The organism is Nocardia sp. NBC_00881 (assembly GCF_045207455.1).
GTDB lineage: Bacteria > Actinomycetota > Actinomycetes > Mycobacteriales > Mycobacteriaceae > Nocardia.
In genome coordinates this window covers 5,615,759-5,638,985 of record NZ_CP108798.1, presented here as the reverse complement: position 1 = coordinate 5,638,985, position 23,227 = coordinate 5,615,759, and the positions used below count along the sequence as shown (strand labels likewise).

Genomic DNA, 23,227 nt, shown 5'->3' with positions numbered 1-23,227 from the left:
CACCGCCCTGGTCGGCATCGCGCCAGCGCCCCGGTCAGATCATCGCGATCGGCCGAAGACGGCCCGCGAGATAGTGGGCCCTGCACTCGCCGCGGCGTAGCTTTCCGCTGCTGGTCTTGGGAATCCGCCCCGGCTCGACGAGTATCACCGCGCCCGGCATCACCTCGTGCGTAGCGGCGACGACGGTGCGGATGCGACGTGCGAGCACGAAGAACTCGGCGGGCTCGGTGTCGGCCGCGGTGGTGATTTCGGCGACCACCACCAGATCTTCGCGCCGACCGTCGTCATGTCCGAACACCGTTACATGGCCTGGCCTGATTCCCCGGGCGCAGGCCTCCACGGTCATCTCGATGTCGGCGGGATAGTGGTTGCGGCCGTCGACCACGATGACGTCCTTGCGGCGTCCCGCGAGATAGAGCTCGCCCTCGTGTTGGAAGCCGAGGTCGCCGGTGCGCAGCCAACGGCCGCCCTCGCAGGCGAGGGTGGCGCCGAAGGTTTCCTCGGTAGCGTCGGGCCTGCCGAAATAGCCGTCGCACACATTGCTGCCCGTCACCCAGATCTCGCCGACTCGTCCCGGCGGCAGCACCGTCCGTTCGACCGGGTCGACCACCCGCACCGCCTGCCCCGCGGGCGTGCCGCAGCCGACGAGCGGCACACCGTCCTGGATTTCGGCGGTGCCGCCGGTGGGCATCGGAACAACACGCCCCTCGGCGAGTGCGCCGCGTTCGAAGTAGCGCCCCACCGGTTCGTCCCGCTGGTCGCAGAGGGTGACCGTCAGAGTGGCCTCGGCTAGGCCGAAGCCGGGGGTGTGCGCGTGATGGCGGAAGCCATACGGGCCGAAGATTCTTGTGAACTCGTTCAGCGCGTCGGCGCGGACCGGCTCGGCGCCGTTGAGCAGAATCGCCAGTCCGGACAGATCGAGGCCGACCCGCTCCTCGGGCGTCGTGCCCGAAACTGCCAGTGTCAGACCGAAATTGGGGCAACCGGTCAGGCCGGCGCGGTAGTCGCTGAGCGCACGCAGCCATCGGATGGGGCGCTTGACGAACTCCGCGGGCGCCAGGGTGACGCCGTGGACGCCGAGCGCGAGCGGCAGAGACAGGCCGAGGATCAGGCCCATGTCGTGGAAGAACGGCAGCCAGGTCACGATCGGCCGGTCCCTCGCCGTGGACAACGCCTGCCGCAGCTGCAAAAGCGCCGTCGCCAGATTCGCGTGCGTCACGCGGACCCCGACGGGGGATCTGGTCGAACCGGAGGTGTATTGCAGGTAGGCGAGGTCATCGCCTATCGGGTCGATAACCGGATCGGACGCATCCGGCACCGAAACGGTCATATCCGGCGGCAACACCAGTACGCGCCCGGTTGCCTGCCCGAGCGTCGCGGCGCTGACCTCGTCGTGCGCCGACAGCAGCGTGAGCGCGGGCCGGGCATCGGCGAGTACCGCTTGCAACCGTTCTCGATGACGTTCGGCCGCGGCCGGAAACAGCGGGACCGCGACGCGATTGCTGTACAGACACGCGAGAAAGGCCACGGCGTAGTCGATTCCGTGCGCGCAGAGGATGGCCACCCGGTCACCGGGCACGCTTTCTTCTCGTAATCGTGCGGCGAGCACACCCGCGGCGGCATGCAGACTCGCGTAGGTCAGCGTGACTGGCAGACGTTCCTGCATGCGGAAGTGCAGTTCGGTGAAGGCGTCTTCGTCCGGCCGGGCCGCGGCCCATTCGGCCACGCGTGTCGCGAGGATGTTGCCGAGGGGCCAGTCGGTCACGATGCCCCGCTGGTATTCGTGGCGAACCGATCCTGCAGGGCGGCGCCGAGACAGTTGATGGTGGGGTGCTTGAAGAGTTCGGCCGTGGAGATCCGAATGCGTAGCCGAGCTTCCAGGTTGCGGCGCATCTCGATCGCGAGCAGCGAGCTGAGCCCGAGATCGTTGAAGTCCGCGGCGGGATCGATGTGCTCGGCGGGCAGATCCAGCGTGCTCGCGAGGACGCGGCGGATGGTGCTGGTCAGCGGTTCGGTGGTGTCCGGTGCTTTCCGCGCCCGGTCGGACTCGGGCCTGCCGTCCACACTCGGCATACGAATTGAATTCTTGTTCGGGGCAAGGAGATTCATCAGACGCAGCGCCACCGGTGACGGGTCGGCCGTCGGGGAGTAATCCAGTGCGAGCAGGTACGGGCCGTCGTAGCGCAGGGCTTCGGACAGCACGGTCATCCCGCGGCGCACGTCGAACGCCGCGATGCCCGCCCGGCGCAGATAACTCGCACCGCCCGCCGCCGCGGCGAGACCGGAATCCCAGACGCCCCAGCCGATGCTGAGAACCCGCCGGCCCGGAGCGGTCGGTGCCAACGAGTCCATGGCCGCGTTTGCGGCAGCGTAGGCGGCCTGACCAGGGGCGCCGAGCGCGCCGGTTGCCGAGGAGAACAGCAGAACGAAGTCGGTGGGGTCCGTCGCGGTGAGCTCGATCAGATTGCCCGCCGCGGTGGCCTTGGACGAAAGCATCCTGGTTAGCTGTCCCGCTGTGACCGCATCGAACGCGGCATCCTCCAGCGCGCCCGCGGCGTGCACGACGCCACGGATGGTCGAGCCGCATTCGCGGATATCGTGCAGCGCGTTGGCCAGATCGCTCGGGTCGGCGGCATCGCAGCGAACGACGACGATGCGATCCTCCAGACCGTCGAGCAGCGCGGGCACCGGGCGAGGCGCGCGCGTCAGCACCACGACATCCCGCGCTCCCGCATCGAGCAGCCAGCGCACGGCCACCGAGCCGAGCAACCCCAGCCCGCCGATGACGACATAGGTTCCTCCGGCGTCGATGGTGGCAACGGGCAGCGCGCGCGGTCGTGCGGGCGTGAAGCGCCGAACGGCGATATCACCTGAGTACAGACGCAATTCGTCGGGAATCGCCAAGTCCCCGGCAGTCGCCAGGCGGCACAGCAGCGGCAAATTTCTCGCGTCGGCGTCCGCCCAGACCAGGCGCACCGCCCGGCCCGTCTCGAGCTGCAGCGAACGCACCAGTCCCGCGATCGCCGCCGGTGCGACCGCTGCTCGCGAGCGGGGTTCGTCCGGCAGTGTGCGGGTGCCGCTGCGGTCCGGCAGCACGATCGTCACGGATGCTGTCCTGTCCTCGGCGTGGACGCGCTGTAGCAGCTCGAGTACCCGTCCGACCGACGTGGCGGCCCCTATCGGTTCGGCTGCTTCGGCGTCGGGCGGCCAGACCACCACCACCGCGGTGGGAGCTGCGCCGCCGCGACCGGTCAGCACGGCGGTGACGATCGCGATCGCTGTGTCGGGTTCTCGTGCGATCCGCTCGGTCGGCATATCGGCGTCCAGTGCCTTGGCCAGCCGGACCGCGAGGTCGGAGGCGCCGATCACCAACGCACGCCGCGCACACGCCTCGCGCGCTCCACCGAGCCCGACCGACTCCGGATCGCGCGGCTCCCATGTTTCCTGCCGGAACGGCGCGGGCTGCTCGCCGCGCGGTGCCCACTGTGTGCCGACATCCTCCGTCGCACCGGGGTCTGTGTAACGGATGCGCACGCCGGAGAAGGCGAGGCAGGGAACGCCGTACTGGTCGGTGCCGATGACGTCGCCGACGAGTCCGGTTCCGGTCCGCTCCAGAATCAGCGCGTGCACCTCGAGCACGACGCGATTCGGTTCGCTCGACAGCCAGGCGGAGTCCACGCCGACCGGCAGCGGGACCGCCGCGGCGGGCAGGTCATCGAGCACCGCGGCGGCGAGCAGCTGGAGACAAGCGTCCAGGGTTGCGGTGTTGAGCAATTCGGCGGCGTCGAGCAGACCGATGGCCCGCTCGGTGCCCGCGGCGATGCCGCGCAGCGCCCGGAAACGCGGACCATACTCCAGCTGTCTACGGCGCAGCTCTTCGTAGAAGGCGCCGGTGGCGATGACTCGCATTCGGTGTCGGGCGGCCCGATTTGCGTCTACCACCCGCATCCATGCGACGATGTCCGCGGGTGTGGGGTCACCGGCGGGCCGGGCCGAAGCCAGCGTTCCGGTGCCTGTGACCTCCGCCCGCACACTTGCGTCTGTTCCGTCGCCGCGATAGGTGACTTCGGGCAGTGCGCTCGGCTCGGTCCGCTCATGGACGACGAAGTCGACGAGCGTGGCCGCCGCGGCCGTGTCGCGGGCCAGGCGCAGCAGCCTGCGCAGCCAGAACACGGCGGGCACCGTGGTGAGGCCCTGCACCATGTGATCGGTGAGATCCTCCGCGGCGAAAACGGTTTCGGCCGTTTTCACGTGCGGAGTCATCGAGACCAGCAGGGGAAACCGCCGCTTGCGCCACCGGCGTGGCGACGGCACGCTGAAGGGGCCGAGCGCCGACCAGTCGACCGGCCTCCCCTCCAGGTACAGCCGCGCCAGACAGGTGAGAAACCCGCCAGCCTCGTCTTCGCGGAGTGCCGCGGGGTGCGCGGCATCGCGAAAGTCCGGATACTCCCGCAGCGCGGAGATCAGCACCGGATGCGGAGCGACTTCGATCACGGTCGAGATCCCGTCCGCGGCCGCGTATTCCACCGCGGCGGCGAGTTCCACTGTGCCCGCGACATTGTCGGCCCAGTAGTCGCGGTCCATGACCGCGCCGGTGATCTTCTCGCCACGCCGGGCGGTGGAGTACACCGGGACGCGCGGCGCCAACGGCGTGAGTTCGCTCAGTGCCGCGGTGAACGACGGGAGTACGGCGGCGACCTGCGGACTGTGCGCGGCGAAGTCGACCGCGATCGTGCGCGCGAACATATCGCGGCGCCTGGCCCGTCGTACCAGGATGTCGATATAGCGTGGCGTGCCGGAGACAACCACCGACCGGGGGCCATTGACCGCCGCGATGCCCACTTCGGTGTGCATCGGCTCGACCAGTTTCGCCGCCTCCACCGGGCCCACTTCCAGCACTGCCATCGCGCCGTGGCCGTCCAGGGGCGCCAGGGCCGCGCTTCGCAGCACCACGACGCGCGCCGCATCGGAGAGGGACAATGCGCCGCTGACGACCGCGCCCGCGATCTCGCCGAGACTGTGTCCGACGACCGCGTCCGGCCGAATCCCCCATGCCGCCAGCAGTGTCGCCAGCGCGACCTGGAAGGCGAAGAGAGCGGGATGCACCAAATCGGTGGCATGCGCGCCGGCAGCGCCCGACGGCGCGAGCGCGAAGCCATACCGCGGAGTCCAGATTCGCGGTCCACCCGCCGCGACGATGGCGTCGGAAGCCTCGGCGAGTGCGCCGGCGAAAACCGGATACCTCGCCGCCAGCGACCGGCCCATTTTCGAATGCTGCCCGCCCTGCCCGGAGAACAAGAAGAGCACGCCGCCGCGGCGGTGGTTCGTCATGGGACCCAGCGCCGCATCGGCGTCGCCGCGGCCGACGGCGCGAAGCCGATCCACCGCGTCGCAGCGGTCGCTCACCAGGACCGCGGCGCGAATCGTCTCTGGAAGTAATCGCGCTGTGGCCGAGACGAACTCGCGCAGTGTCGGGCCGCCGGCGGTGTCCGCGTCCAGCTCGTCGGCCAGCCGCAGAGCGCGCTCACGCAGCTCCGCGTCGTCCCGGGCGGTCAGCGGGATCAGCACCGGCGGCTGGTCGCCACGGTCGTGCCGCCCCGACTCGAACCCGCGCAGCACCACGTGCGCGTTCGTGCCGCCGAACCCGAACGAGCTGACGCCCGCGGCGCGCTCGGATGCGGGTACGTCGCTCCAGTCCACCGGTTCGGTCGGAACCCGCAGTCCACGCTCGGCCAGTTTCAGCAGCGGGTGCTCCGTCCGGAAGTGGATCGTCGGTGCGATCACCCCGTGGTAGATGGACAGCGCGGTCTTCACCATTCCGGTGACCCCGGCGGCGGCCTCGAGATGCCCTATGTTGGATTTCACCGAGCCGATCCAGATCGGATCTCCGGCATCGTCGCCGAGTACCTCGGCGAGCGCGCCGACCTCCACCGCATCGCCCAAAGCCGTTCCGGTGCCATGGCATTCGATGTAGTGGGCACTGCGCGGCGTGAGTCCGGCGCGTGACCAAGCGGCGCGCAGCGTCTCCTGCTGCGCGCGGCCGTTCGGCGCGTACAGCCCGTTCGAGCGTCCGTCCGATCCGACGGCGGTGCCGACGATCTCCGCGTACACCCGGTTGTTCTCGCGCAGTGCGTCCACGGTGCGCTGCAGGATCACCACCGCGCAGCCGTCGCCGCGGGTGTAGCCGTCCGCAGCGGCGTCGAACGGTGCTGCTCGGCCGCCCGCCGCCAGAAAACCGCTTTCGGCCAGGTAGTTCGAGGTGTGCTCCAACAGTATGAGATTGACGCCGCCGACGATCGCGAAGGGTACCGTGCCGTCGGCGAGCAGCCGGACCGCGAGGTCTACCGCGGCGAGCGAGGACGAGCAGGCGGTGTCGAGCACCAGGCTCGGCCCGCGCAGATCGAGCACATACGACAATCGGTTGGCGATGATGCTGAGCGCGGAACCGGTGACCGCATACGGTGCGTCGTGGCCCGGCCGGCCGAGCACAGCGATGCCGTGGTCGTAACCGGACGCCCCGAACACCACCGCCGCGCTGGAACCCCGTGCACGATAACCGATCCCGGCGTCGTCGAGCGCCTCGACCGTGACCTCCATCGCGAGCCGCTGCTGCGGATCCATGACGGCGCTCTCCCGATCGGAGATGGTGAACCAGTCGTTGTCGAACGACTCGACATCATCGAGGTAGCCGCCGTGCCGGTGGCCGCGCCGTCCGGCCGGCGGTGTGGCGGTGGCGTCGCGGCCGTCGAGTAGCAGTCGCCAGAAGTCGGTGAGGCGCGCCGCTCCGGGTAGTCGGCAGCCGATGCCGACGATGGAGACGGGTGGATGCGGGCCGCCGGAGTCAGGGGGCGCGGTGCTCATCGCATCGCGAGATACTCGACAAGCTGTTCGATGTCCGGATGGTCGTAGATCGCGGTCAGTGGAACCTCCACTCCCATGGCGTCTTCGAGATGTGCGGTCAGCCTGGCCAATTGGGTGGAGCTCAGGCCGAGATCGGTGAAGGGAGAATCCGTCGACACCGACGCGGCGTCGACGCCGAGTAGGTCAGCGACGGCCGAGACGGTGGTACAGGTCAGCGCGGTGCGTCGGCGACAGCCGAGCGAACCGTCATTTTCCTCCGCACCACTACGCCCGTCCGGCAGACTGGGTCGCATCGCGTCCTCCCTACCCGTCTCCCGGTTGCTGTTGTCCACAGAGAACGGTACCTACGCGATTATGCCGGAGAATTCCTTCGGGGCAAGGACGCATTTGCGCTGCCTGCCCGGTCCTTTCCCGAAGCGGGTGATCGCTTACGGTGGCACCGTGACCGAACCGGACAGCGGTGCCCGAGCCCGCGCCGAGCGCACCCCGACCCTGCCCACCGTATTGCGCTGCTGCGCCGCGCTGGCCGCCACGCCGGGCCGGTTGCTGCGCCCGCGCCGCCCAGATACCGCACTGCTGGCAAACCTCGAGGTGACGCCACTTCCCTCGGCGAGCGCAGCCGTACGGCTCACCGTGCTGACACAGGCCACCATGTCGGTGCCGACCACCATCGTGGCCGAGGGTGTGCGCAGCCTGCGTGAGATGCGGCTGTCGATGGCGGCGTTCCTGGTCGAGCATCCCAAGGCGCGCTTCCTGGTCGATCCGGCGTTGTGCGCGGGCGTGCACGACCGGGTAATTCCCGAACTCCCGTTCCCGGTTCCGCTGCTCGTCGCACCGGACAAGCCGGTGCTCGGCCTGTCCGACGCGCTCGCCGCCCGCGATATCGCGGGCTCCGACATCGACTTCGTGGTGCCGACCCATCTGCACTGGGATCACGTGTCGGGTCTACTGGAGTTGCCGCCGTCGGTCGACATTCGTTTGCCCGCAGTGGAATACGACTGGGCAATGGGTGGCTCGCACGCCCCGATCGGCGTGGCGCGCGGCCCGCTGCGGAATCGGTCCTTCGACCGCTTCGAATTGGATGGCCCGCCGGTGCTGAGTTTTCCGCGCAGCAAGGATCTGTTCGGCGACGGTTCGGTGCTGCTGGTGGATCTCGCGGGCCATACCCCGGGCAGCATCGGCGTGTTGCTCGCGGTGGACGACGGCAGCCGGGTGCTGTTCGCGGGTGACGCCGTCTGGAGCAAGCTGCAGGTCGATCTGCTGCGCGAGAAGGCGCCGATGCCCGGCCGCCTGTTCGACGCCGACCGGGACGCCGCCTTCGCCACGATCCATCGCCTGCACGCGCTGCCCGACGGCATCGAACTGATCGCTGGTCACGACTACGCGGCCGTCACCGCGCGCGCGTCCAGGTAAGCGGAGCCGTCAGCTGACGACGGTTTCGCCGAGGCGGGCGGTGATCAGCTCCTCGGCCGCGGCGACCATCCGGGTGATCAGCTCGGGATGTCGTGGATCAGGCCGACCAGATGCCCGCGTCGAGGTCGCCCTCCTCGAACACGCGGCGCCCGCGCGCACCCGAGACCGGATCCCGCACGTCGTCGAAGGTGCCTCCAGCCTTCTCGATCTCGACGACCTTGCGGCTGATCTCGTTGTCCGCGACGCGCGCTGTGTTGGTGTGGAAGACGAGTTGGGTGTCGCGCTCGGAGTTCGCGACGATCCTTCTGCGGTATTGCGCTTCTCCATGCCTTCGCGCGGGGTGCGCCCGTCGGCCTCGATGGTGACACGCGGATCGCCGTGCATTCACCTCATAAGTAAGCTTGGGTTCGCATATTTAGTGACCTGCACTGTGATTGCCTCTGCGTGGGAATAGCGCGGATACGCGATGAATACCAGGTAGAGTCCGCTATTCTTGCCGAGATTTCGGCTTGGCTGATTAACGTGGATTCATTGCTCGATCTCTTGCTGCACGATTAAGTTAGTTGTTATTCTGCCCTCGGTTCAGTCTGTCACCGCCGTCGGATGTCCCGACGGCCCCGGTGGCGGTCCGAGAGGAGTTCGTGGCATGACCACCGATGCGGCAGTGCTCGACGAGCCGATGAGGTCGCGGCGTAACCACTGGAACAACCAGATCGCGGTGCACGCGCAGATGCGCCCGGACGCGGTCGCGGTGCGATTCCGTGGCGTGGACACCACCTGGCGGCAGCTGCGCGAGCGGTCGCTGAAATTCGCCGATGGGCTCGCGCGCCGCGGCGTCGGCTTCGGCGACCGCGTCCTGATCCTCGCTCTGAACTACCCCGAATACCTCGAGGCGGTTTTCGGCATCAACGCGCTCGGCGCCATCGCGGTCCCGGTCAACTTCCGGCTCACGCCGCCCGAGGTCGCCTACATCGTGAGCGACAGTGGCGCCAAGGCGGTCGTCACCGACACCTTGCTGCAGCCGCTGGCCACCGCGATGCAGGCGCAAGCGCGCACCCTGACGACCTGCGTGGTGATCGGCGGCAAGTCCGGCGACGGCGTGATCTGCTTCGACGACCTGCTCGCCGAAGCGGGTGAACCGCACATCCCGCTGGACCTTCCCGAGGACACTCCGAGCCTGATCATGTACACCTCGGGTACCACGGGCAGCCCGAAGGGCGCGGTATTGACCTACGCGAACATGAACGCCCAGGCGCTCACCTGCGTACGGGCCCTCGCGCTGGAACCGGATTCGGTCGTGCTGTGCAGCTCACCACTGTTCCACATCGCCGGACTCGGCAGTGTCGCACCGGCTTTCCTGCTCGGCTCGAAAACCGTGCTGCACCCGCTCGGCGCGTTCGACGCCGGTGAGTTCCTCGACGCATTGGAGCGCGAACAGGCCACCTCGGCCTTCTGCGTCCCCGCGCAGTGGCAGCTGGTCTGCGATCACCCGACCGTGAAAGACCGCAAGCTCGCGCTCGAGGTGCTCAGCTGGGGCGCGGCACCCGCGTCGGACACCGTGCTACGGGCTATGGCGGACTGCTTTCCGAACGCGTTCAACGTCGCGGTGTTCGGCCAGACCGAGATGTCACCGATTACCTGCGTGCTGGAGGGCAAGGACGCGATCCGCAAATTCGGTTCGGTCGGCAAACCCATCCCGACCATCCAGGCGCGCGTCGTGGACGACGAGATGAATGACGTCCCGCTGGGCGAGGTGGGCGAAATCGTCTATCGCGGACCAACTCTCATGCAGGGATACTGGAACAAGCCGGAGGCCACCGCGGGCGCGTTCGCGGGCGGGTGGTTCCACTCCGGCGACCTGGTCCGCCAGGACGAGGAGGGCTTCGTCTATGTGGTGGACCGCAAGAAGGACATGATCATCTCCGGCGGTGAGAACATCTACTGCGCCGAGGTGGAGAACGTGCTCTTCGCGCACCCGAAGATCCGGGAGGCCGCGGTGGTGGGCCGCTCGCACGAGAAGTGGGGTGAGGTGCCGGTCGCGGTCGTTACGCTGCGCGATCCGGACGACGAGCTGACCCTGGCCGAGTTGGAGCCGTTCCTCAACGAGAACCTGGCCCGCTACAAGCATCCCAAAGACCTGGTGCTGGTGCCAGAGCTGCCCCGCAATGCCAGCGGAAAAGTTGTGAAAACGCAGCTGCGCAACGATTATTCGTCCTGACCGCTGGTTTGTTTCACGTGAATCGAACTCCAGCGAGCGACACCGATGCGTAAAGTCGGCAGATGGCGATCCAAGGTATCCGCGCCGCCGTGCTGGCGCTGCACTGGCAGGTGAATGTCATTCGGCCGGAGGGCTTTTTCGGTCCGATGCTGGCCTCCCCCGTGGCCGCCAGTGGCGTGGTGACCCGTGCGGCAAACTTCCATACCGCGGCGCGCGCGCTCGAGCTGCCGGTGGTCTTCACCCGGTTCACCATCCCGATCGGTGAGGGTGAACTCGTGCGCAACACCGGCTTCATGCGTTCGGTCGGTGCGGCGCAGACCGAGTTCCGGCCGGATTCGGCCGGCACCGCGATCATTTCGGAAATGGTGGCACAGCCGACGGAAGTATTCGACAACCAGAAGCTGTCCGGTCTGGCGGGCAGCAAACTTCCGGACTGGTTGGCGGACCGGGGCATCGAGACACTCTTCATCACGGGAGTGGCGACCAATCTCACCGTCGAGCAGACCGCGAGGCACGGCACCGATCTAGGGTTCACGGTGCATCCCGTCGCCGACTGCGTGGCCGCGGCCGGCGCGGGAGCGCACGAAGCGGCGTTGACCAACCTCGAACTCGTCACAGCGGGCAGTGTGACCGCGTCACACGCGCTCGAACTCGTCGGAAATCGGTGAGGCCCGCCGCCGACAGCTGGTCGTCTGGAACGTCGATGCGGCCGGATTGCGAGCACGGGCGGCGGGCGAGCTGTTTGTGGTTCCGAAAGGGTGCGGCATCGGCCGGTCGCCGACGACACCGCGCAGGTGCTTCCGATCGAGCGCCGCGAGACCGCGCAGTACGGAAACTAGATCAGATCCTTCGCCGCCAGCCAGCGCATGGTCGGCCAGCCGCAGAACACCGGAAGCCAGCAGGTGAGCACGCGATACAGCAACACGGCTGGTACCGCGATGCCCGCTGGCAAGCCGAAGGCGGCGAGACCACCGATCAGCGCGGCCTCGACCGCGCCCACACCGCCAGGGGTGGGCGCCGCCGAGGCCAGCGTGCCGCCGATCATGGTGACGATGGTGACGGTGACGAAGGTCGTGCCGCCGCCGAATGCCTGCACACTGGCCCACAGTGCGCCGGCGAAGCCGAGGGTGATCGCCGCGCAGCCGAGGATGATCACCGAGAACCGCTTGGGATCGCGCGCGAGGTCGGCGAGTTCGCCGAGCACCTCCTGCAATTGCGGACGGACCGAAGTGTTCAGCCACCGGCGCAATTTCGGCACGAACATGAAGGTGCCCACAATGCCGACGCCGACACCGGCGAGCAGATACAGCACCGTGGCGTCGGGGACGAAGTGCGAGAGATCCGTCGAGGTGCCCGCCGCGATGCTGAACACGACGAGCAGGCTGACGTGGGTGATCACCTGCACCGCTTGCTGTAGCGCCACGGCGGCGGTGGCCCGTACCGCGCCGATGCCGCCCTTCTGCAGAAAACGCACGCTCAACGCGAGCCCGCCGACGCGAGCCGGGGTGGTTGTCGCGGCGAACGTGTTGGCGATCTGCATGATCACCAGATTCCGGAAGCTCACCGCGCCGGACGCGCAGGCCCACAGCGCCGCCGCCGCACCGAGATAGGTCAGCCCCGATACCGCGAGCCCGAGCAGCGCCCACCACCAGCTGGCCGTCTTCAGCTGAGTAAAGAAGGTCGGGACCGCGCTGATGAACGGATAGGCGACGTACACAAGGCCGATCAGCAGCACCAGCTGGATGATCTGGTTGCGGGAGAAACGGGTGATCTGCTCGGCCTCGATCCGGTCCTGCCCGGTCTGCTTGCGCACTTCGTCGCGGGCCCCGGACAGCGCGGCCTTCCACTCCGGGACCGCCTTGCGGATCCCGAGCGGTATGGCGGACTTGGTCAATCGGCTCGCCGCGGTGAGCACTCGCTGCGCACCGAGCGTATCGATGCCCGCGCGCACGGCGGGTTCCTTGCCGAAGACCGCGGTTGTCGCGACGAGCAACTGGGCGACGTCCGACTGCATCTGCTTGTCCGACGCGCCGAACTCGGCGCTGTCGAAGCCGCCGAACACGGTGCTGCCGTCCGCGATTCGAATGTCGGTCGGTCGGAGGTCGCCATGTGAAATCTTGCCCCGGTGCAGGGTATCCAGCGCCTGCCACACGCTGGGCAGTACGTCGCCGGATACTTCGGCGATCGGCGTGCCCCGCGGCTGGGTGTGCGCGAAGAGCACCCAGCCGCGCGAGAGCGCCGCGACCGCGACCTGGGTGCAGCTGGCCAGTCCGAGGTCGCCGATGGCGATCGCCATGAGCGCGCGATGCTCCACCGCGCGATGCATGGATCCGTGCAGCGCGGCGGTTTCGCTGGTACGGAAGGTGAGCCAGCGCCACAGCTGGTGCAGCGCGCCGAAGCTACGCTGGTTCTTGCCGTACATTTCGACGATCAGCTCGCGTTCCGGGCCGTCGATGGCCGCCGCGAGCACCAGCGGTCCGCGTCCCGCCGGATGCAACACGGTGAACCCGGTCACCGTGTGCCCGCGCTCGGCGAGCACCCGGACGGCGGCGTCGAGCGGGACTTCCAGCGCGGGTGTGCCGACCACGAGCACGATCACCGCGCCGACGAGCCAGCCGACCGCAAGGCCGAACATCGCCCGCGCGGGCACCACGCTGCTGACCACCAGGTGAATCGGTGCGAACGCGAGGAGCAGGAACCACAGCCAGCGCCGCGGTCGGGTGGGCAGCCACGGGCTGGAGACGGTGAGCACGGCCGCGAGCATCGCGATCCAGCGCGGGTCGTCCAGGAACTGGGAGAGGAACGTGTCCAATCGGTCCGGCACCTGCAGGTGCCACTTCGGCGTGGACAGCCCGGTGCCGGTGATGGACAGCAGCAGCCCGGCGACCAGCCCGGCCGCGGCATAGCCTGCCAGCAGCTTCCACTGCCGGCCGATGACCAGCTCGATCAGGATCGCGAACGGCAGGGCCAGGATCGCCATGCCGTAGACCAGGTACACCAGGTTCGACTGGTCAGGATTGAGGAAACCGACGATATTGGAGACCGAGCGCTCCAAGGCCAGCCATTCCGGCCGGGTGATCAGCGACGCCGCGATGACGACCGCGACCCACAGCGCCGCGATGACGACACGGACGATGTCACTTGTCCGACGGATCAGCGGCTGTAGCAGGCTGCCTGTGACCGGGATCTCCCGCCCGTCGACTCGCATGTCTCCTCCGCCTCTCCGGGTCTTCAGGCCGTACTGGTCGGGTGGCGCAGGATTTGCGTTCAGGTCCTGCGTGGGGTTCCACTCGTGTTCTGGGCGTACCCGGCGAGTTACCCATGTGCGTACGAGATCAGTTGTTACGTTCGAAGGACGATACTGGCCAGCGCACTTGTCGAAGTTCGCGGAGATCCCACCGGTGTCGTGGCTCGGCGACATATTGTGCCCGATGTCACTACGTCCGCGATTGATCCTCACACTGGTGTGAGGATCAAGCATGGGGATATGGACAACGAACTCTTCGACTACAGCCCGATCGTCGACCGCGCGCCGCTGCACTGGCCCGGCGGTGCCAGGGTGGCGTTCTATGTCGGTCTCAACGTCGAGCACTACCAGGTGGACCGCCCGTCCACGAGCATTTTTTCCGGCACCGCGGGACTCGCGCCCGATCCGCTGAACTACGGTTGGCGCGATTACGGGCCGAGGGTCGGTATCTGGCGGGTGATCGAGGTGCTCGACCGGCATGGTCTCCGAGCCAGCGTATTGCTCAATTCCGAGGTCGCCGAGCGCAATCCGCAGATAATCGCGGCGGGCGTCCGGCGGAACTGGGCGTGGCTGGCGCACGGCAAGAACAACTCGATCTTCCAGGCCGACATGTCGGTGGATGACGAGCGCGCCTATCTCGCCGACCTCGTCGCCACCATCGAACGGGCGACTGGCCGCAGGCCGCGTGGCTGGATGGGGCCCGCGCTCACCGAGACGTTCCACACCCCGCGGCTGCTCGCCGAACTCGGGTTGAACTACGTGCTCGACTGGACCAACGACGACCAGCCGTACCGACTGAATGTGCCGGGTGTGCTCAGCGTTCCCTACTCGGTGGAGCTCAACGACAACGCATTGTTCCTGGGCAAGGCCACCAGCGGCCCGGATTTCGTGCGGATCGTCGAGGACCAGCTCGACCAGCTCTACGCCGAGTCGGCCGACAGCGGCCGCGTGATGGCCCTTGCCCTGCACCCGTTCGTTATCGGGCAGGCATTCCGGATCAAATACCTCGACCAGGCGCTCGATGCCGTGGCGAACCACCCCGGCGTCTGGTTGACGACCAGCGACGAGATCGCCGAACACTACGCGGGCGCGTCGGGTCTTGCCGAATCCACGCGATCCGATGACCATCAGTTCAGTTAGCCGTACCCTGGCCACCACCGAGAACGGCGCGGCGATCAACGGCCGGTACTTCCACCGCCTCGAGCTGGAGCCGCCGCGCAACAAGCAGGCTGTCGACCCGGAACTCGCGCGGTGACTGTGGACACTGTCCGAGCAGGTCACGGGTATCGGATCGACCGGATAACAGACGAATCGCTCAGTACGATTCGGCGTCGAGCCCGACTCGGCGTTTTTCGGCCGTCTCGTCCGGCTCGAGGCCGACCCCGAACACGCCACCGGACAGACTGCTCGCGTCCAGCTCGACGATCGCCTGTGCGACTCGCTCGGTGGGCACTATGGCGGGAAAGCTGTTGGGCGCGATGGCATTCACCCGTACGCCGAACTCCGCGAACTCGGCGGCGATACCGCGGGTCAGGTGATCGAGCGCGGCCTTCGACGCCGAATACACCGTCTGCCCGGGGTACACCTCGGAGCCGGAGATGCTGGAGACGTTGACGATATTGCGGTTGCGTGCGCGGTTCTCGTAGTCCGCGTGTAGCCAGGAGCGTTGCGCGAGTCGTGCTGAAAACCGCAGCGGTACACCGACATTCAGTGCAAAATGCGGGTCGAATTGTTCCAGTGCCGCGTCGCCGTCGACGATGCCGCGCGGGTGCAGCCGCACCTGCGCGGCATTGTTCACCAGCAGATCGACCTGGCCGAACCGGGCCAGCGCCAAGTCCACCACGCGCTCGACCTCGCCCGCCTGGGTCAGGTCGGCGCGTACCACGAAAATGCGTGACTCGTTCTCCGGCACCGGCGTTTTCGGCACCAGTGGATCTACGTACCATTCCCACTGCGACGGTGCGGCGGGCGTGCGCGTGCGGCACACGGCCACGATGTCGTAGTCCTGATAGTAGGCGCGGCAGAAGGCGTCACCCAGTGTGCCGCTCGCGCCGGTGAGCAGACAGACGCGGCGTTCACCAGTGGACAATCCGATCCCCTCCCCAGCGCTGCTCGGCGTCCGCTCGTGTGCGGTGGACCCACATCACCACGCTGTTGCGGTCTTTGGCGTTGTTTCCCGCGAAGGTGTGCCAGCTGCGCGGCGTGACCTCGAACAGGACGAGCGAATTGTCCAGCGGCGGAACCAGGGTCACCGAAGGCAGCGCATTCCCGTCCGCGACGTGGTCGTAGAGGGCGGTCTCGCCGCCGTCGCCCGGTGCCCACCCTGGATTGCCGAGATAGAACAGCACCGCGACGGCGCGCACGGTCTCCCGCGCGACCACATCCGGGGCGTGAGCCCCGGTCTTGGTATCCACCGTGCCGTCCGGCACCCGCACCTCGTCGTGCCCGGGCGGTTCTCCGTGAAACCAGGCCGGATTCAAGTCGTTGTGCGGCCAGCCGAACGGGCTGCCCGGCGCGTGATGGTGCACCGACCCTTCCATATCACCGGTTGCCGCGACCCCGCCGAGCTGGGCGACCAGGTCGTGCCACTCCCGCGAGGTGAATACGGCGAGCGGGCCGTCGCGCAGCTCGGCCAGTCGGATCCCGTTGGCGCTGTAGCCCTCGGCGATCGGCCCGAAGACCTCGGGGCGCTCGCGGCGCACCCGGTCCAGCTGGTCGGTCAGCCGCTGATAGAACTCGGGAACGAAGACGTCGCGGGCGTACACGTGCGGGAACGGCTGAACGCGGCGAATCCAACGCCGGTGCGCGAACAATTCCGCGAACCATTGCGGAACCGACTCGGTTGTCACCACCACCGCCATCACTCCCTCCCGGTCGAACCCTTCGGATCATATTGCCCGCACCTGGGGATGTGCGGGCGGGCATCCACGCTGGGAGAATCGCGGGGTGAGCGGTGACCTGCGTGTGTGTTTCGTCGGAGATTCGTTCGTCGCCGGTGTCGGCGACCCACGCTGCCTCGGCTGGGCAGGCCGTCTCGCGGCCATGTCCCACGCGGAGGGCGTGCCGCTCACCGCCTACAACCTGGGGGTGCGCAGACAGACGTCCGCGGAGATCCTCGCCCGCTGGCATGCCGAGTGCGCTCCCCGGCTCCCCGAGGGCGTGGACGCCAGGGTGGTGCTGTCGTTCGGCGTGAACGACGCCACGCATGAGAACGGCCGTCCACGTACGACTCCGGAGGAGTCGGTGGCAAATCTGGCGAAGCTGCTCGAGCGGGCCGCCGAACACGGCTGGCCGGTGCTGATGGTCGCGCCGCCGCCGATCGACGACGCCGAACACAATGTCCGCACCGCGGCGCTCGACGAGCGGTTCGCGCGGACCTGCGCGACGGCGCAAGTACCGTACGTTCGCATCCATCAACAGCTGCGCGCGAACCAGGTGTGGGCTGGCGAGGTACGTGCAGGGGACGGCGCGCATCCGGGCGCGGCTGGCTACGAGGAGATGACGGCGCTGATCGCCCCGCTGTGGCGGGAGTGGTTGTCGCGCTGATCTTTTCGACGCTCACGAGCCCAGTGCTCCGGTGCCCGTGCGCCTGTGTCGCTCCGCGGCTACCTCTGCCGGTCGTGTTCGTCGGGGTCGGCGGCGAGGTCTTCCCAGAACTCGACGTATGCCTGCTCGTGCAGGATGCCGAGCCGGAGGGTGCGTGCCCGCGATGCCGCCCGGCTTCGGTCGGTCCGGTCTATCTCGGCGTGCAGTGATCGATAGAGATCGAGCAGGCGGCGATGTTCCGCGGCCTGGCTTTCGGCGAGCGCCAGGACATTTCGTGGGGCGCCGAGATCGGCGAAGAAGAGCTTGAGCTGCGCCGGGTCACGGGTCTCCGCGGGCGGACTCTTCGGGTCGGCGAGCCAACGCTTCAGTTCGGCCCGGCCCATCTCGGTCAGATGGAAGAGTCGCCGCCGCCGCCCTCCCTGCTCGGCCTCCTCGTTGAGCAGGCCATGCTCGGCCAGACGCACGGGAATTCGATACAGCTGCGCATGCGGCACAGGCCAGAAGTAGTCGACGCTCTTCTCGAGTTCGGCCTTGAGCTCGTAAGGGGTGAGCGGCCCGTGCCGGGCGATGAACCCGAGCACGATGTGGTCCTGCGGTCCGAGTTCCGGCATAGTGCCCCTCACTCCCGTTGACACCGTATCACCGAGACTATAGGTTAATTTCAGTGGTACCGTATCACTGAGACTATTAAGGAGTGATGATGCGCGATTTCGGCATCGACCTATTCGACCGATGGACCGCGATGTGGAACGGTGACCTGGCGCTCGCCGAACAGATCATGGCCCCCGTGTTCACGCTGCGCTATGCCCAGCCCGGCGCCACCGTCTACGACGACATCCACCACCCGCGGGCCCTCGCCACCCAGATCGCCACCTCGCGTGAGTCGATCCCCGGTCTTCGCTTCGCCCCTCAGGGTGACGCAGTCATCGAGATGGACGACTCCCGAACAGGTTTCGTTGCCCGCCCCTATGGAGCACAATTCACCGGTGCGGGCGGCGCACCTGTAGCCGTCAGCGGAACCGATATCCTACGCACAACCAACGGTGTCATCACCGAGGTCTGGTCGGTATCCGGCGGAATCGGCGGCCGCAGCTTCTACTGACGCGCCCATCAGCGCACGGGGAAGTCGAAGTAGGTCTGCGGGAAGGGCTCTTCCTTCAGGGTGAAATGCCACCATTCCTCGGCGAGGCCGGCGAACCCATGTTCGTCCATCAGATTTGTCAGGAGCGTGCGGAGTGCTCGTTGGGTGCCGCCGGCGGCCGGGGTTGCGGTGTGTGCCAAGGGGTCGAAGCAGTCGTAGCCGGTGCCGAAATCGAGGATGTTGTCGTGGAACCGCTGATCGGCGGGGAGGAAGCATTCGCGTAGCGGATCACCGTCTCGATACTGTTCGGGTGCGGCCGCGGGCAGCGCGACGATTGCGAGATCCACCGTGCTTCCGCGACTGTGACCGGACTTCTCGGCGATGTAGCCGTCCCGGAGCAGGTTCGCCTTGTCCACGGTGGGGTAGAACTCCTTCTGCATCTTCACGTCACCGAGATCTTTGGCCCACGCTACAAAGCGATCGACGGCACGCTGCGGGCGGTAACAGTCATAGGTCTTCAGCGTGAGGTTCATCGGCCGCAGCTCCTGCTGCACCCGTGCCAGAGCCGCCGCCGCCTGCCGAGTCAACAGACAGTGGGGTCCCTCGTAGCCGGTAACCCTGGTGCCGAGGAAGTTGTGCTGCCCGAAATAGCGAGCCTCGACCATGATCGTCGGGTCGACATCTGTGATCGAAACGAATGCCGCCTCACCTGTCACCGGCGTATCGGCATGACGCTCCGCCCCGCAAGCCGCGATCATCATCACCACCGAACAGGCCAGCGCCAGCGAGCCGAGGCGCTGGAACGACGGAACAAAACGCATGGTTCTCCTCGCGATTCAGGCTTGGACTCAACCACTTTCAGAACGTGGCGTCCCGACGAAGTCGAGCACGCCACAATCATTGTTGTGCGAGAACGCTACCGGCGGCAGGCGCTGTCGAGTGTGGTACCGCGGGATAGGAGGTTGGCTATCCACGCTGCTGCACCCGCAGTGTGACAGTGGTGTACTACCGCACAGTAGGGCTTAGGCTTCTGGGACGTTTGTTGGCATGTAGTGAAAGGTGACTTTCGATGGGGTCCCAGACGGTGGTCGCCGACGTTGCCGATGAGCTGGCGCGCAGGGTTGCCGCAGGGGAATATCAGCCGGGGGATCTTATCCCGTCGGTGCGTCAGGTGGCCGAGGAGTTCGAGATGAACCGGGCGACCGCGCAGCTGACCCTCGGTCGGCTGGAGTCGTACGGCTTCGTCGAGGCACAGCGCGGCAAGGGGTTCACGATCCGTGACGTCCGCGAAGCGGGTGGCGTCGACGTGTACCGCCAGCTGTTCCGTTTCTCGATTCCGATGCCGGGCATCGCGGTCGAAATGTTCCGCGACATCGTCGACGTCGAGCGCAGCCTTGTGCGGGAGGCGCTGCTGGCGTACACCGGCAGCGAGCAGCAGGTCGATCCGGCCGAGCTGAAGACCTCGATCGACGAACTCGAATCGTTGGCACGCCAGGCGGATCCGGACCTCCGGCAGATCTTGGCCATCGAGGTCATGTTGGTGCGCAGGCTGCTCACCGCGCTCGGGCACACCATGCAGCGGGCGATCCTGAACTCGATCGGCGAGCTGGTGCTCGGGGTTCCGGAGGCGGTCGAGGCGTTCTTCGCCGGCGCGCCGGATCTGCATGTGCTGGTCTGGCGGGCACTCGCCGCGGTGTGGGACTCCGGCTCGGGCCCGTCCGATGCGCAGATCGCCCTGTTCGAGGACCTGCTCGGCAGCTACCACGAGAAGGTGGTCCTGCGGTTCGAGAAACTCGTCGGCGGGGTCGATGAGCAGTCGCGCGCGGCGCACGCCTTCCCGGCGTAGTCGTATTTCGTACACCTCATAATCTGTCTGAGTCGCGAATGAATCATGGGCTGAGCGCTACTCGAATATGACTCGGCCGCAAACGAATCGCCGCATCTCGGTCTGCGATAGTCCATTGGTCGGCAGCCCGACGGATCCGCTCGCGAACTTGCCTTTGTCGCATACCGATCGGATTCGAGCTCACCGGGTGGGATGCCGGGTAGCTCGTCGGCGGCGGCATCGCCAGCCCGATCGAGCGGCCGACCCGAGTCAGAGACCGCCGTTGAGCTTGTTGAGACGATCGCAGGCCTCGACGTACTCCTCGATGAGCCGATTGATCACGTCGGCGGAACGCTCCACCCGGTTCATCATTCCGACGATCTGGCCGACCGGATTGAAATTGACGTCCTTGGCGGCCTCGGGGTAACGGTGCCCGCGCTTGACGCCGTCCAGCGCGACCATCATCTGCAGCGGCATCGGCAGCGGGTCCGGGCTGTCGGCCTGCTCCCAGGCCTCGGTCCAATCGTTGCGCAGCATGCGAGCCGGCTTGCCGGTCCAGGCACGGGAACGCACGGTGTCGTGGCTGCTGGCGTCGATGTAGGTCTGCATCTGCGCTGGCGGCACATTCGCCTCCTCGACGGTCAGCCACAGCGAGCCGGTCCAGGCGCCCGCCGCGCCCATCGCCATCGCGGCGGCAACTTGCCGGCCGTTGCCGATGCCGCCCGCGGCCAGCACCGGCAGGTCGCCGACGGCGTCGATCACTTGTGGCCACAGCACCAGGGAGGAGATCTCGCCGCAGTGCCCGCCGCCCTCAGTGCCCTGGCAGACGACGAAATCCAGGCCGGCGTTCTTGTGGTTGAGCGCGTGCTTGACCGAGCCGCACAGTGCGCCGATCAGCCTGCCGGAGTCCTGTACCTGCTTGATCACGTCATCAGGTGGGGTGCCGAGTGCGTTGGCGACCAGTTTCGCTTTCGGATGCCGCAGGATCACCTCCACCTGCGGGCCCGCGGTGGTCGCGGTCCAGCCGAGCAGCTGGTTGTGATGTTCGCCCTCGGGCAGCCGAGGCACGCCGTGGTCGGCGAGGATCTTCTCGGCGAATTCGCGGTGTCTCTGCGGAACCAGTTCGGCCAGCTTGGCTTCCAACTGCTCGGGAGTAAGGCCGTCGACGCCCTTGCCCTCGTACTTGGAGGGAATCACCAGGTCGACGCCGTAGACGCCGTGCACGTGCTCATCGAGCCAGGCCAGCTCGACCTCGAGCTCCTCGGCGGTGAAGCCGACCGCACCGAGCACGCCGAGACCGCCGGCGTTGCTGACCGCGGCCGCCACGTCGCGGCAATGGGTGAACGCGAAGATGGGGAATTCGATCCCGAGTCGTTCGCAGATTTCGGTACGCATGGCGTGCTGATCTCCCTAACTGCTCCGCCGCGAACGGCGCGGCGCAGATGTCCTAGAACGAGTTGCATAATTGTCGCGTGCTCTGCGGTGGCCGCGCCAGGTCGAATCAGCCGCAAGCCGCAGATATCGCCATGACGCGGCCGCGGCTTCCTCGACTGGCTCATGCACCATGCGTCGACAGTAACACGTTCTAGTTTCTGGGGGGGGTCTGGTTCGGAGGCAACTTCCGATCGGCCCGTTCAGGCGGCGGCCCGCTCCAGTTCGGCGAGGGAGTCCTCCAGGTGATCGAGCAGCCGGTACAGCTGCGGCACGCTGCGGCGGCAGCCGACCAGACCGAAGTCCAGATTGCCCGCGGTGGAGGTCAGCGTGATGTTCACGGCTTGGCCATCGAACGGGATCGACAACGGGTAGTTGGCGTCGAGGCGCGCGCCGTTCCAGTACATGGGCTCACGCCGGCCCGGCACATTGGAGATGACGACGTTGAACGTCGGGTTGGCCCACGCGATGAGCGCGGGCACGAGATTGACGGCGAGGGGGCTGAGCAGCAGCGCGGACAGCGCCATCGCCTGGTTGCTCGACAGCGAGCGGTAGACCTCCTTGCTCTTGCGCATCGATTCGCCGACCACGCGCAGCCGGTCCAGCGGATCGGCGACATCCGTGCCGAGATTGCACAGGACAGCGCCGACCTTGACGCCGTTGGTCTCGTGGTCCTCGTCGGCCCGCAGCGACATCGGCACCATTGCGATCAACGGCTTGTCCGGCAAGGCATCTCGCTCGATCAGATACCTGCGCAGCGCTCCCGCCGACATGGCGAGCGCGACGTCGTTGACCGTCGTGCGAGTCGCCTTCTGCACCTGCTGGAGCCGCTCCAGCGACCAGGACCGGACCACCGATCGGCGCGCGCCCCCGATCGGCACATTGAACATGGTGCGCGGGGCCTCGAACGGCAGGGTCAACCGCTGCTGGAGCAGAGCCGCGCGGGCGGCGCGGAGCAGCGACGTGCCGGAAGCCGCCGCCGACATCAGATTTCGCGCTGGGTCGCGCACACCCGATGGCGCGGCCGCGCGCCTGCGCGGCAGGTCCCATGGCACCCGCGTCACGGCCGAGGACGGGTCACTGGTCAGCGTGCGCTGCAAGAGGCGCTGGGCGGAGACGCCGTCGATCAACGCATGATGCATCTTCGAATACACCGCGAACCGTCCGTCGGTCAGACCCTCGATCAGATATATCTCCCACAGCGGCCGATGCCGATCGAGCAGTGTGCTGTGCAGGCCAGAGGCCAGCTCGACCAGTTGATCGATCCCGCCGGGACCGGGAACGGCCAGCCGCCGGACGTGATAGTCGAGCTCGACGGCCTTGTCCTGCGTCCACGCCAGCTGCGGCGCCCCGAGAAATGTCGCCGGACGCTTGCGGAAGGTGGAATCGATATCCTTGTGGCCCACTAGTTTTTCGTATGCCTGCCGGGCGAAGTCCGAGCCCGCCTCTTCCGGCGGTTCGAAGAGTTGCAGCGAACCGACATGCATCGGGTGTTCGCGGGATTCGGCGAGAAGAAAGACGGCATCGATCGGCGCGATGAATTCCATAGTGAGTCGCCCCCTGACGACAGTGGTGAAAAGCGTTGGAATTTCAGATCGACCACAT

19 protein-coding genes are annotated in these 23,227 nt (G+C 67.3%); 8 read left to right on the top strand and 11 right to left on the bottom strand.

Features of this window, described 5'->3' with window-relative positions:
- Window positions 1-34: 34 nt before the first annotated feature.
- The 3 genes from OH799_RS24100 to OH799_RS24090 are packed head-to-tail and all read right to left on the bottom strand — an operon-like array spanning window position 35 to window position 7,154.
- A complete protein-coding gene (locus OH799_RS24100) occupies window positions 35-1,765 on the bottom strand; it encodes a fatty acyl-AMP ligase (RefSeq protein WP_406268243.1) in 1,731 nt (576 codons plus the stop codon).
- A complete protein-coding gene (locus tag OH799_RS24095) occupies window positions 1,762-6,861 on the bottom strand; it encodes an SDR family NAD(P)-dependent oxidoreductase (protein ID WP_406268240.1) in 5,100 nt (1,699 codons plus the stop codon). The genes OH799_RS24100 and OH799_RS24095 overlap by 4 nt, the downstream gene beginning before the upstream one ends.
- The gene (locus tag OH799_RS24090) at window positions 6,858-7,154 is read right to left on the bottom strand and encodes an acyl carrier protein (protein WP_406268237.1); all 297 of its coding nucleotides are present in this window, start codon (window positions 7,152-7,154) and stop codon (window positions 6,858-6,860) included. The genes OH799_RS24095 and OH799_RS24090 overlap by 4 nt, the downstream gene beginning before the upstream one ends.
- Before the next feature lie 148 nt (window positions 7,155-7,302).
- Between OH799_RS24090 and OH799_RS24085 the strand changes: the two genes are divergently transcribed.
- Window positions 7,303-8,274, top strand: a complete 972-nt coding sequence (locus OH799_RS24085) for an MBL fold metallo-hydrolase (RefSeq protein WP_406268234.1) — start codon at window positions 7,303-7,305, stop codon at window positions 8,272-8,274.
- A 97-nt stretch (window positions 8,275-8,371) separates the two neighbouring features.
- Here the strand turns inward: OH799_RS24085 and OH799_RS24080 are convergent, their stop codons facing one another.
- A complete protein-coding gene (locus OH799_RS24080; RefSeq protein WP_406268231.1) occupies window positions 8,372-8,662 on the bottom strand; it encodes a hypothetical protein in 291 nt (96 codons plus the stop codon).
- Between the two features lie 258 nt (window positions 8,663-8,920).
- Here OH799_RS24080 and fadD5 point away from each other — a divergent pair, with 258 nt between their 5' ends.
- Together fadD5 and OH799_RS24070 are read left to right on the top strand one after the other, a co-directional pair.
- The gene (gene fadD5, locus OH799_RS24075; protein WP_406268228.1) at window positions 8,921-10,492 is read left to right on the top strand and encodes a fatty-acid--CoA ligase FadD5; all 1,572 of its coding nucleotides are present in this window, start codon (window positions 8,921-8,923) and stop codon (window positions 10,490-10,492) included.
- A gap of 62 nt (window positions 10,493-10,554) precedes the next feature.
- Complete coding sequence (locus OH799_RS24070) at window positions 10,555-11,160, top strand: cysteine hydrolase (protein ID WP_406268225.1); 606 nt, start codon at window positions 10,555-10,557, stop codon at window positions 11,158-11,160.
- Window positions 11,161-11,327: 167 nt separating this feature from the next.
- Here OH799_RS24070 and OH799_RS24065 read toward each other — a convergent pair whose 3' ends face one another.
- Window positions 11,328-13,700, bottom strand: a complete 2,373-nt coding sequence (locus OH799_RS24065; RefSeq protein WP_406268222.1) for a flippase-like domain-containing protein — start codon at window positions 13,698-13,700, stop codon at window positions 11,328-11,330.
- A 279-nt stretch (window positions 13,701-13,979) separates the two neighbouring features.
- Between OH799_RS24065 and OH799_RS24060 the strand changes: the two genes are divergently transcribed.
- Together OH799_RS24060 and OH799_RS24055 are read left to right on the top strand one after the other, a co-directional pair.
- Complete coding sequence (locus OH799_RS24060) at window positions 13,980-14,879, top strand: polysaccharide deacetylase family protein (RefSeq protein ID WP_406268220.1); 900 nt, start codon at window positions 13,980-13,982, stop codon at window positions 14,877-14,879.
- Window positions 14,860-14,994, top strand: coding sequence for a hypothetical protein (locus OH799_RS24055; RefSeq protein ID WP_406268218.1), 135 nt, complete (start codon window positions 14,860-14,862; stop codon window positions 14,992-14,994). The genes OH799_RS24060 and OH799_RS24055 overlap by 20 nt, the downstream gene beginning before the upstream one ends.
- A gap of 60 nt (window positions 14,995-15,054) precedes the next feature.
- Here OH799_RS24055 and OH799_RS24050 read toward each other — a convergent pair whose 3' ends face one another.
- Together OH799_RS24050 and OH799_RS24045 are read right to left on the bottom strand one after the other, a co-directional pair.
- On the bottom strand, window positions 15,055-15,828 hold the full coding sequence (locus OH799_RS24050) for an SDR family NAD(P)-dependent oxidoreductase (protein WP_406268214.1): 774 nt from the start codon (window positions 15,826-15,828) through the stop codon (window positions 15,055-15,057).
- Window positions 15,815-16,600, bottom strand: coding sequence for a 2OG-Fe(II) oxygenase family protein (locus tag OH799_RS24045; RefSeq protein ID WP_406268211.1), 786 nt, complete (start codon window positions 16,598-16,600; stop codon window positions 15,815-15,817). The genes OH799_RS24050 and OH799_RS24045 overlap by 14 nt, the downstream gene beginning before the upstream one ends.
- 85 nt (window positions 16,601-16,685) lie before the next feature.
- Between OH799_RS24045 and OH799_RS24040 the strand changes: the two genes are divergently transcribed.
- The gene (locus OH799_RS24040) at window positions 16,686-17,285 is read left to right on the top strand and encodes a GDSL-type esterase/lipase family protein (protein ID WP_406268207.1); all 600 of its coding nucleotides are present in this window, start codon (window positions 16,686-16,688) and stop codon (window positions 17,283-17,285) included.
- Window positions 17,286-17,344: 59 nt separating this feature from the next.
- On the opposite strand, the gene OH799_RS24035 is transcribed toward OH799_RS24040, so the two are convergent.
- Window positions 17,345-17,896, bottom strand: a complete 552-nt coding sequence (locus OH799_RS24035) for a PadR family transcriptional regulator (RefSeq protein WP_406268204.1) — start codon at window positions 17,894-17,896, stop codon at window positions 17,345-17,347.
- Between the two features lie 89 nt (window positions 17,897-17,985).
- Here OH799_RS24035 and OH799_RS24030 point away from each other — a divergent pair, with 89 nt between their 5' ends.
- The gene (locus OH799_RS24030; RefSeq protein WP_406268201.1) at window positions 17,986-18,387 is read left to right on the top strand and encodes a hypothetical protein; all 402 of its coding nucleotides are present in this window, start codon (window positions 17,986-17,988) and stop codon (window positions 18,385-18,387) included.
- An 8-nt stretch (window positions 18,388-18,395) separates the two neighbouring features.
- Here OH799_RS24030 and OH799_RS24025 read toward each other — a convergent pair whose 3' ends face one another.
- Complete coding sequence (locus OH799_RS24025; protein ID WP_406268198.1) at window positions 18,396-19,187, bottom strand: M15 family metallopeptidase; 792 nt, start codon at window positions 19,185-19,187, stop codon at window positions 18,396-18,398.
- Window positions 19,188-19,435: 248 nt separating this feature from the next.
- Here OH799_RS24025 and OH799_RS24020 point away from each other — a divergent pair, with 248 nt between their 5' ends.
- Window positions 19,436-20,212 carry a GntR family transcriptional regulator gene (locus OH799_RS24020; RefSeq protein ID WP_406268195.1) on the top strand — a complete coding sequence of 259 codons (777 nt, stop codon included), beginning with the start codon at window positions 19,436-19,438 and terminating at the stop codon, window positions 20,210-20,212.
- Between the two features lie 249 nt (window positions 20,213-20,461).
- Here OH799_RS24020 and OH799_RS24015 read toward each other — a convergent pair whose 3' ends face one another.
- Together OH799_RS24015 and OH799_RS24010 are read right to left on the bottom strand one after the other, a co-directional pair.
- Window positions 20,462-21,586, bottom strand: coding sequence for an NAD(P)H-dependent flavin oxidoreductase (locus tag OH799_RS24015; RefSeq protein WP_406268192.1), 1,125 nt, complete (start codon window positions 21,584-21,586; stop codon window positions 20,462-20,464).
- 239 nt (window positions 21,587-21,825) lie between these two features.
- A complete protein-coding gene (locus OH799_RS24010; RefSeq protein WP_406268190.1) occupies window positions 21,826-23,169 on the bottom strand; it encodes a WS/DGAT/MGAT family O-acyltransferase in 1,344 nt (447 codons plus the stop codon).
- Window positions 23,170-23,227 lie beyond the last annotated feature (58 nt).

Coding starts and splice junctions, on each gene's coding strand:
- OH799_RS24095 (WP_406268240.1), bottom strand. CDS start 6,861: ATGAGCACCGCGCCCCCTGACTCCGGCGGCCCGCATCCACCCGTCTCC.
- OH799_RS24090 (WP_406268237.1), bottom strand. CDS start 7,154: ATGCGACCCAGTCTGCCGGACGGGCGTAGTGGTGCGGAGGAAAATGAC.
- fadD5 (WP_406268228.1), top strand. CDS start 8,921: ATGACCACCGATGCGGCAGTGCTCGACGAGCCGATGAGGTCGCGGCGT.
- OH799_RS24070 (WP_406268225.1), top strand. CDS start 10,555: ATGGCGATCCAAGGTATCCGCGCCGCCGTGCTGGCGCTGCACTGGCAG.
- OH799_RS24065 (WP_406268222.1), bottom strand. CDS start 13,700: ATGCGAGTCGACGGGCGGGAGATCCCGGTCACAGGCAGCCTGCTACAG.
- OH799_RS24060 (WP_406268220.1), top strand. CDS start 13,980: ATGGACAACGAACTCTTCGACTACAGCCCGATCGTCGACCGCGCGCCG.
- OH799_RS24055 (WP_406268218.1), top strand. CDS start 14,860: ATGACCATCAGTTCAGTTAGCCGTACCCTGGCCACCACCGAGAACGGC.
- OH799_RS24045 (WP_406268211.1), bottom strand. CDS start 16,600: ATGGCGGTGGTGGTGACAACCGAGTCGGTTCCGCAATGGTTCGCGGAA.
- OH799_RS24035 (WP_406268204.1), bottom strand. CDS start 17,896: ATGCCGGAACTCGGACCGCAGGACCACATCGTGCTCGGGTTCATCGCC.
- OH799_RS24030 (WP_406268201.1), top strand. CDS start 17,986: ATGCGCGATTTCGGCATCGACCTATTCGACCGATGGACCGCGATGTGG.
- OH799_RS24025 (WP_406268198.1), bottom strand. CDS start 19,187: ATGCGTTTTGTTCCGTCGTTCCAGCGCCTCGGCTCGCTGGCGCTGGCC.
- OH799_RS24020 (WP_406268195.1), top strand. CDS start 19,436: ATGGGGTCCCAGACGGTGGTCGCCGACGTTGCCGATGAGCTGGCGCGC.
- OH799_RS24015 (WP_406268192.1), bottom strand. CDS start 21,586: ATGCGTACCGAAATCTGCGAACGACTCGGGATCGAATTCCCCATCTTC.
- OH799_RS24010 (WP_406268190.1), bottom strand. CDS start 23,169: ATGGAATTCATCGCGCCGATCGATGCCGTCTTTCTTCTCGCCGAATCC.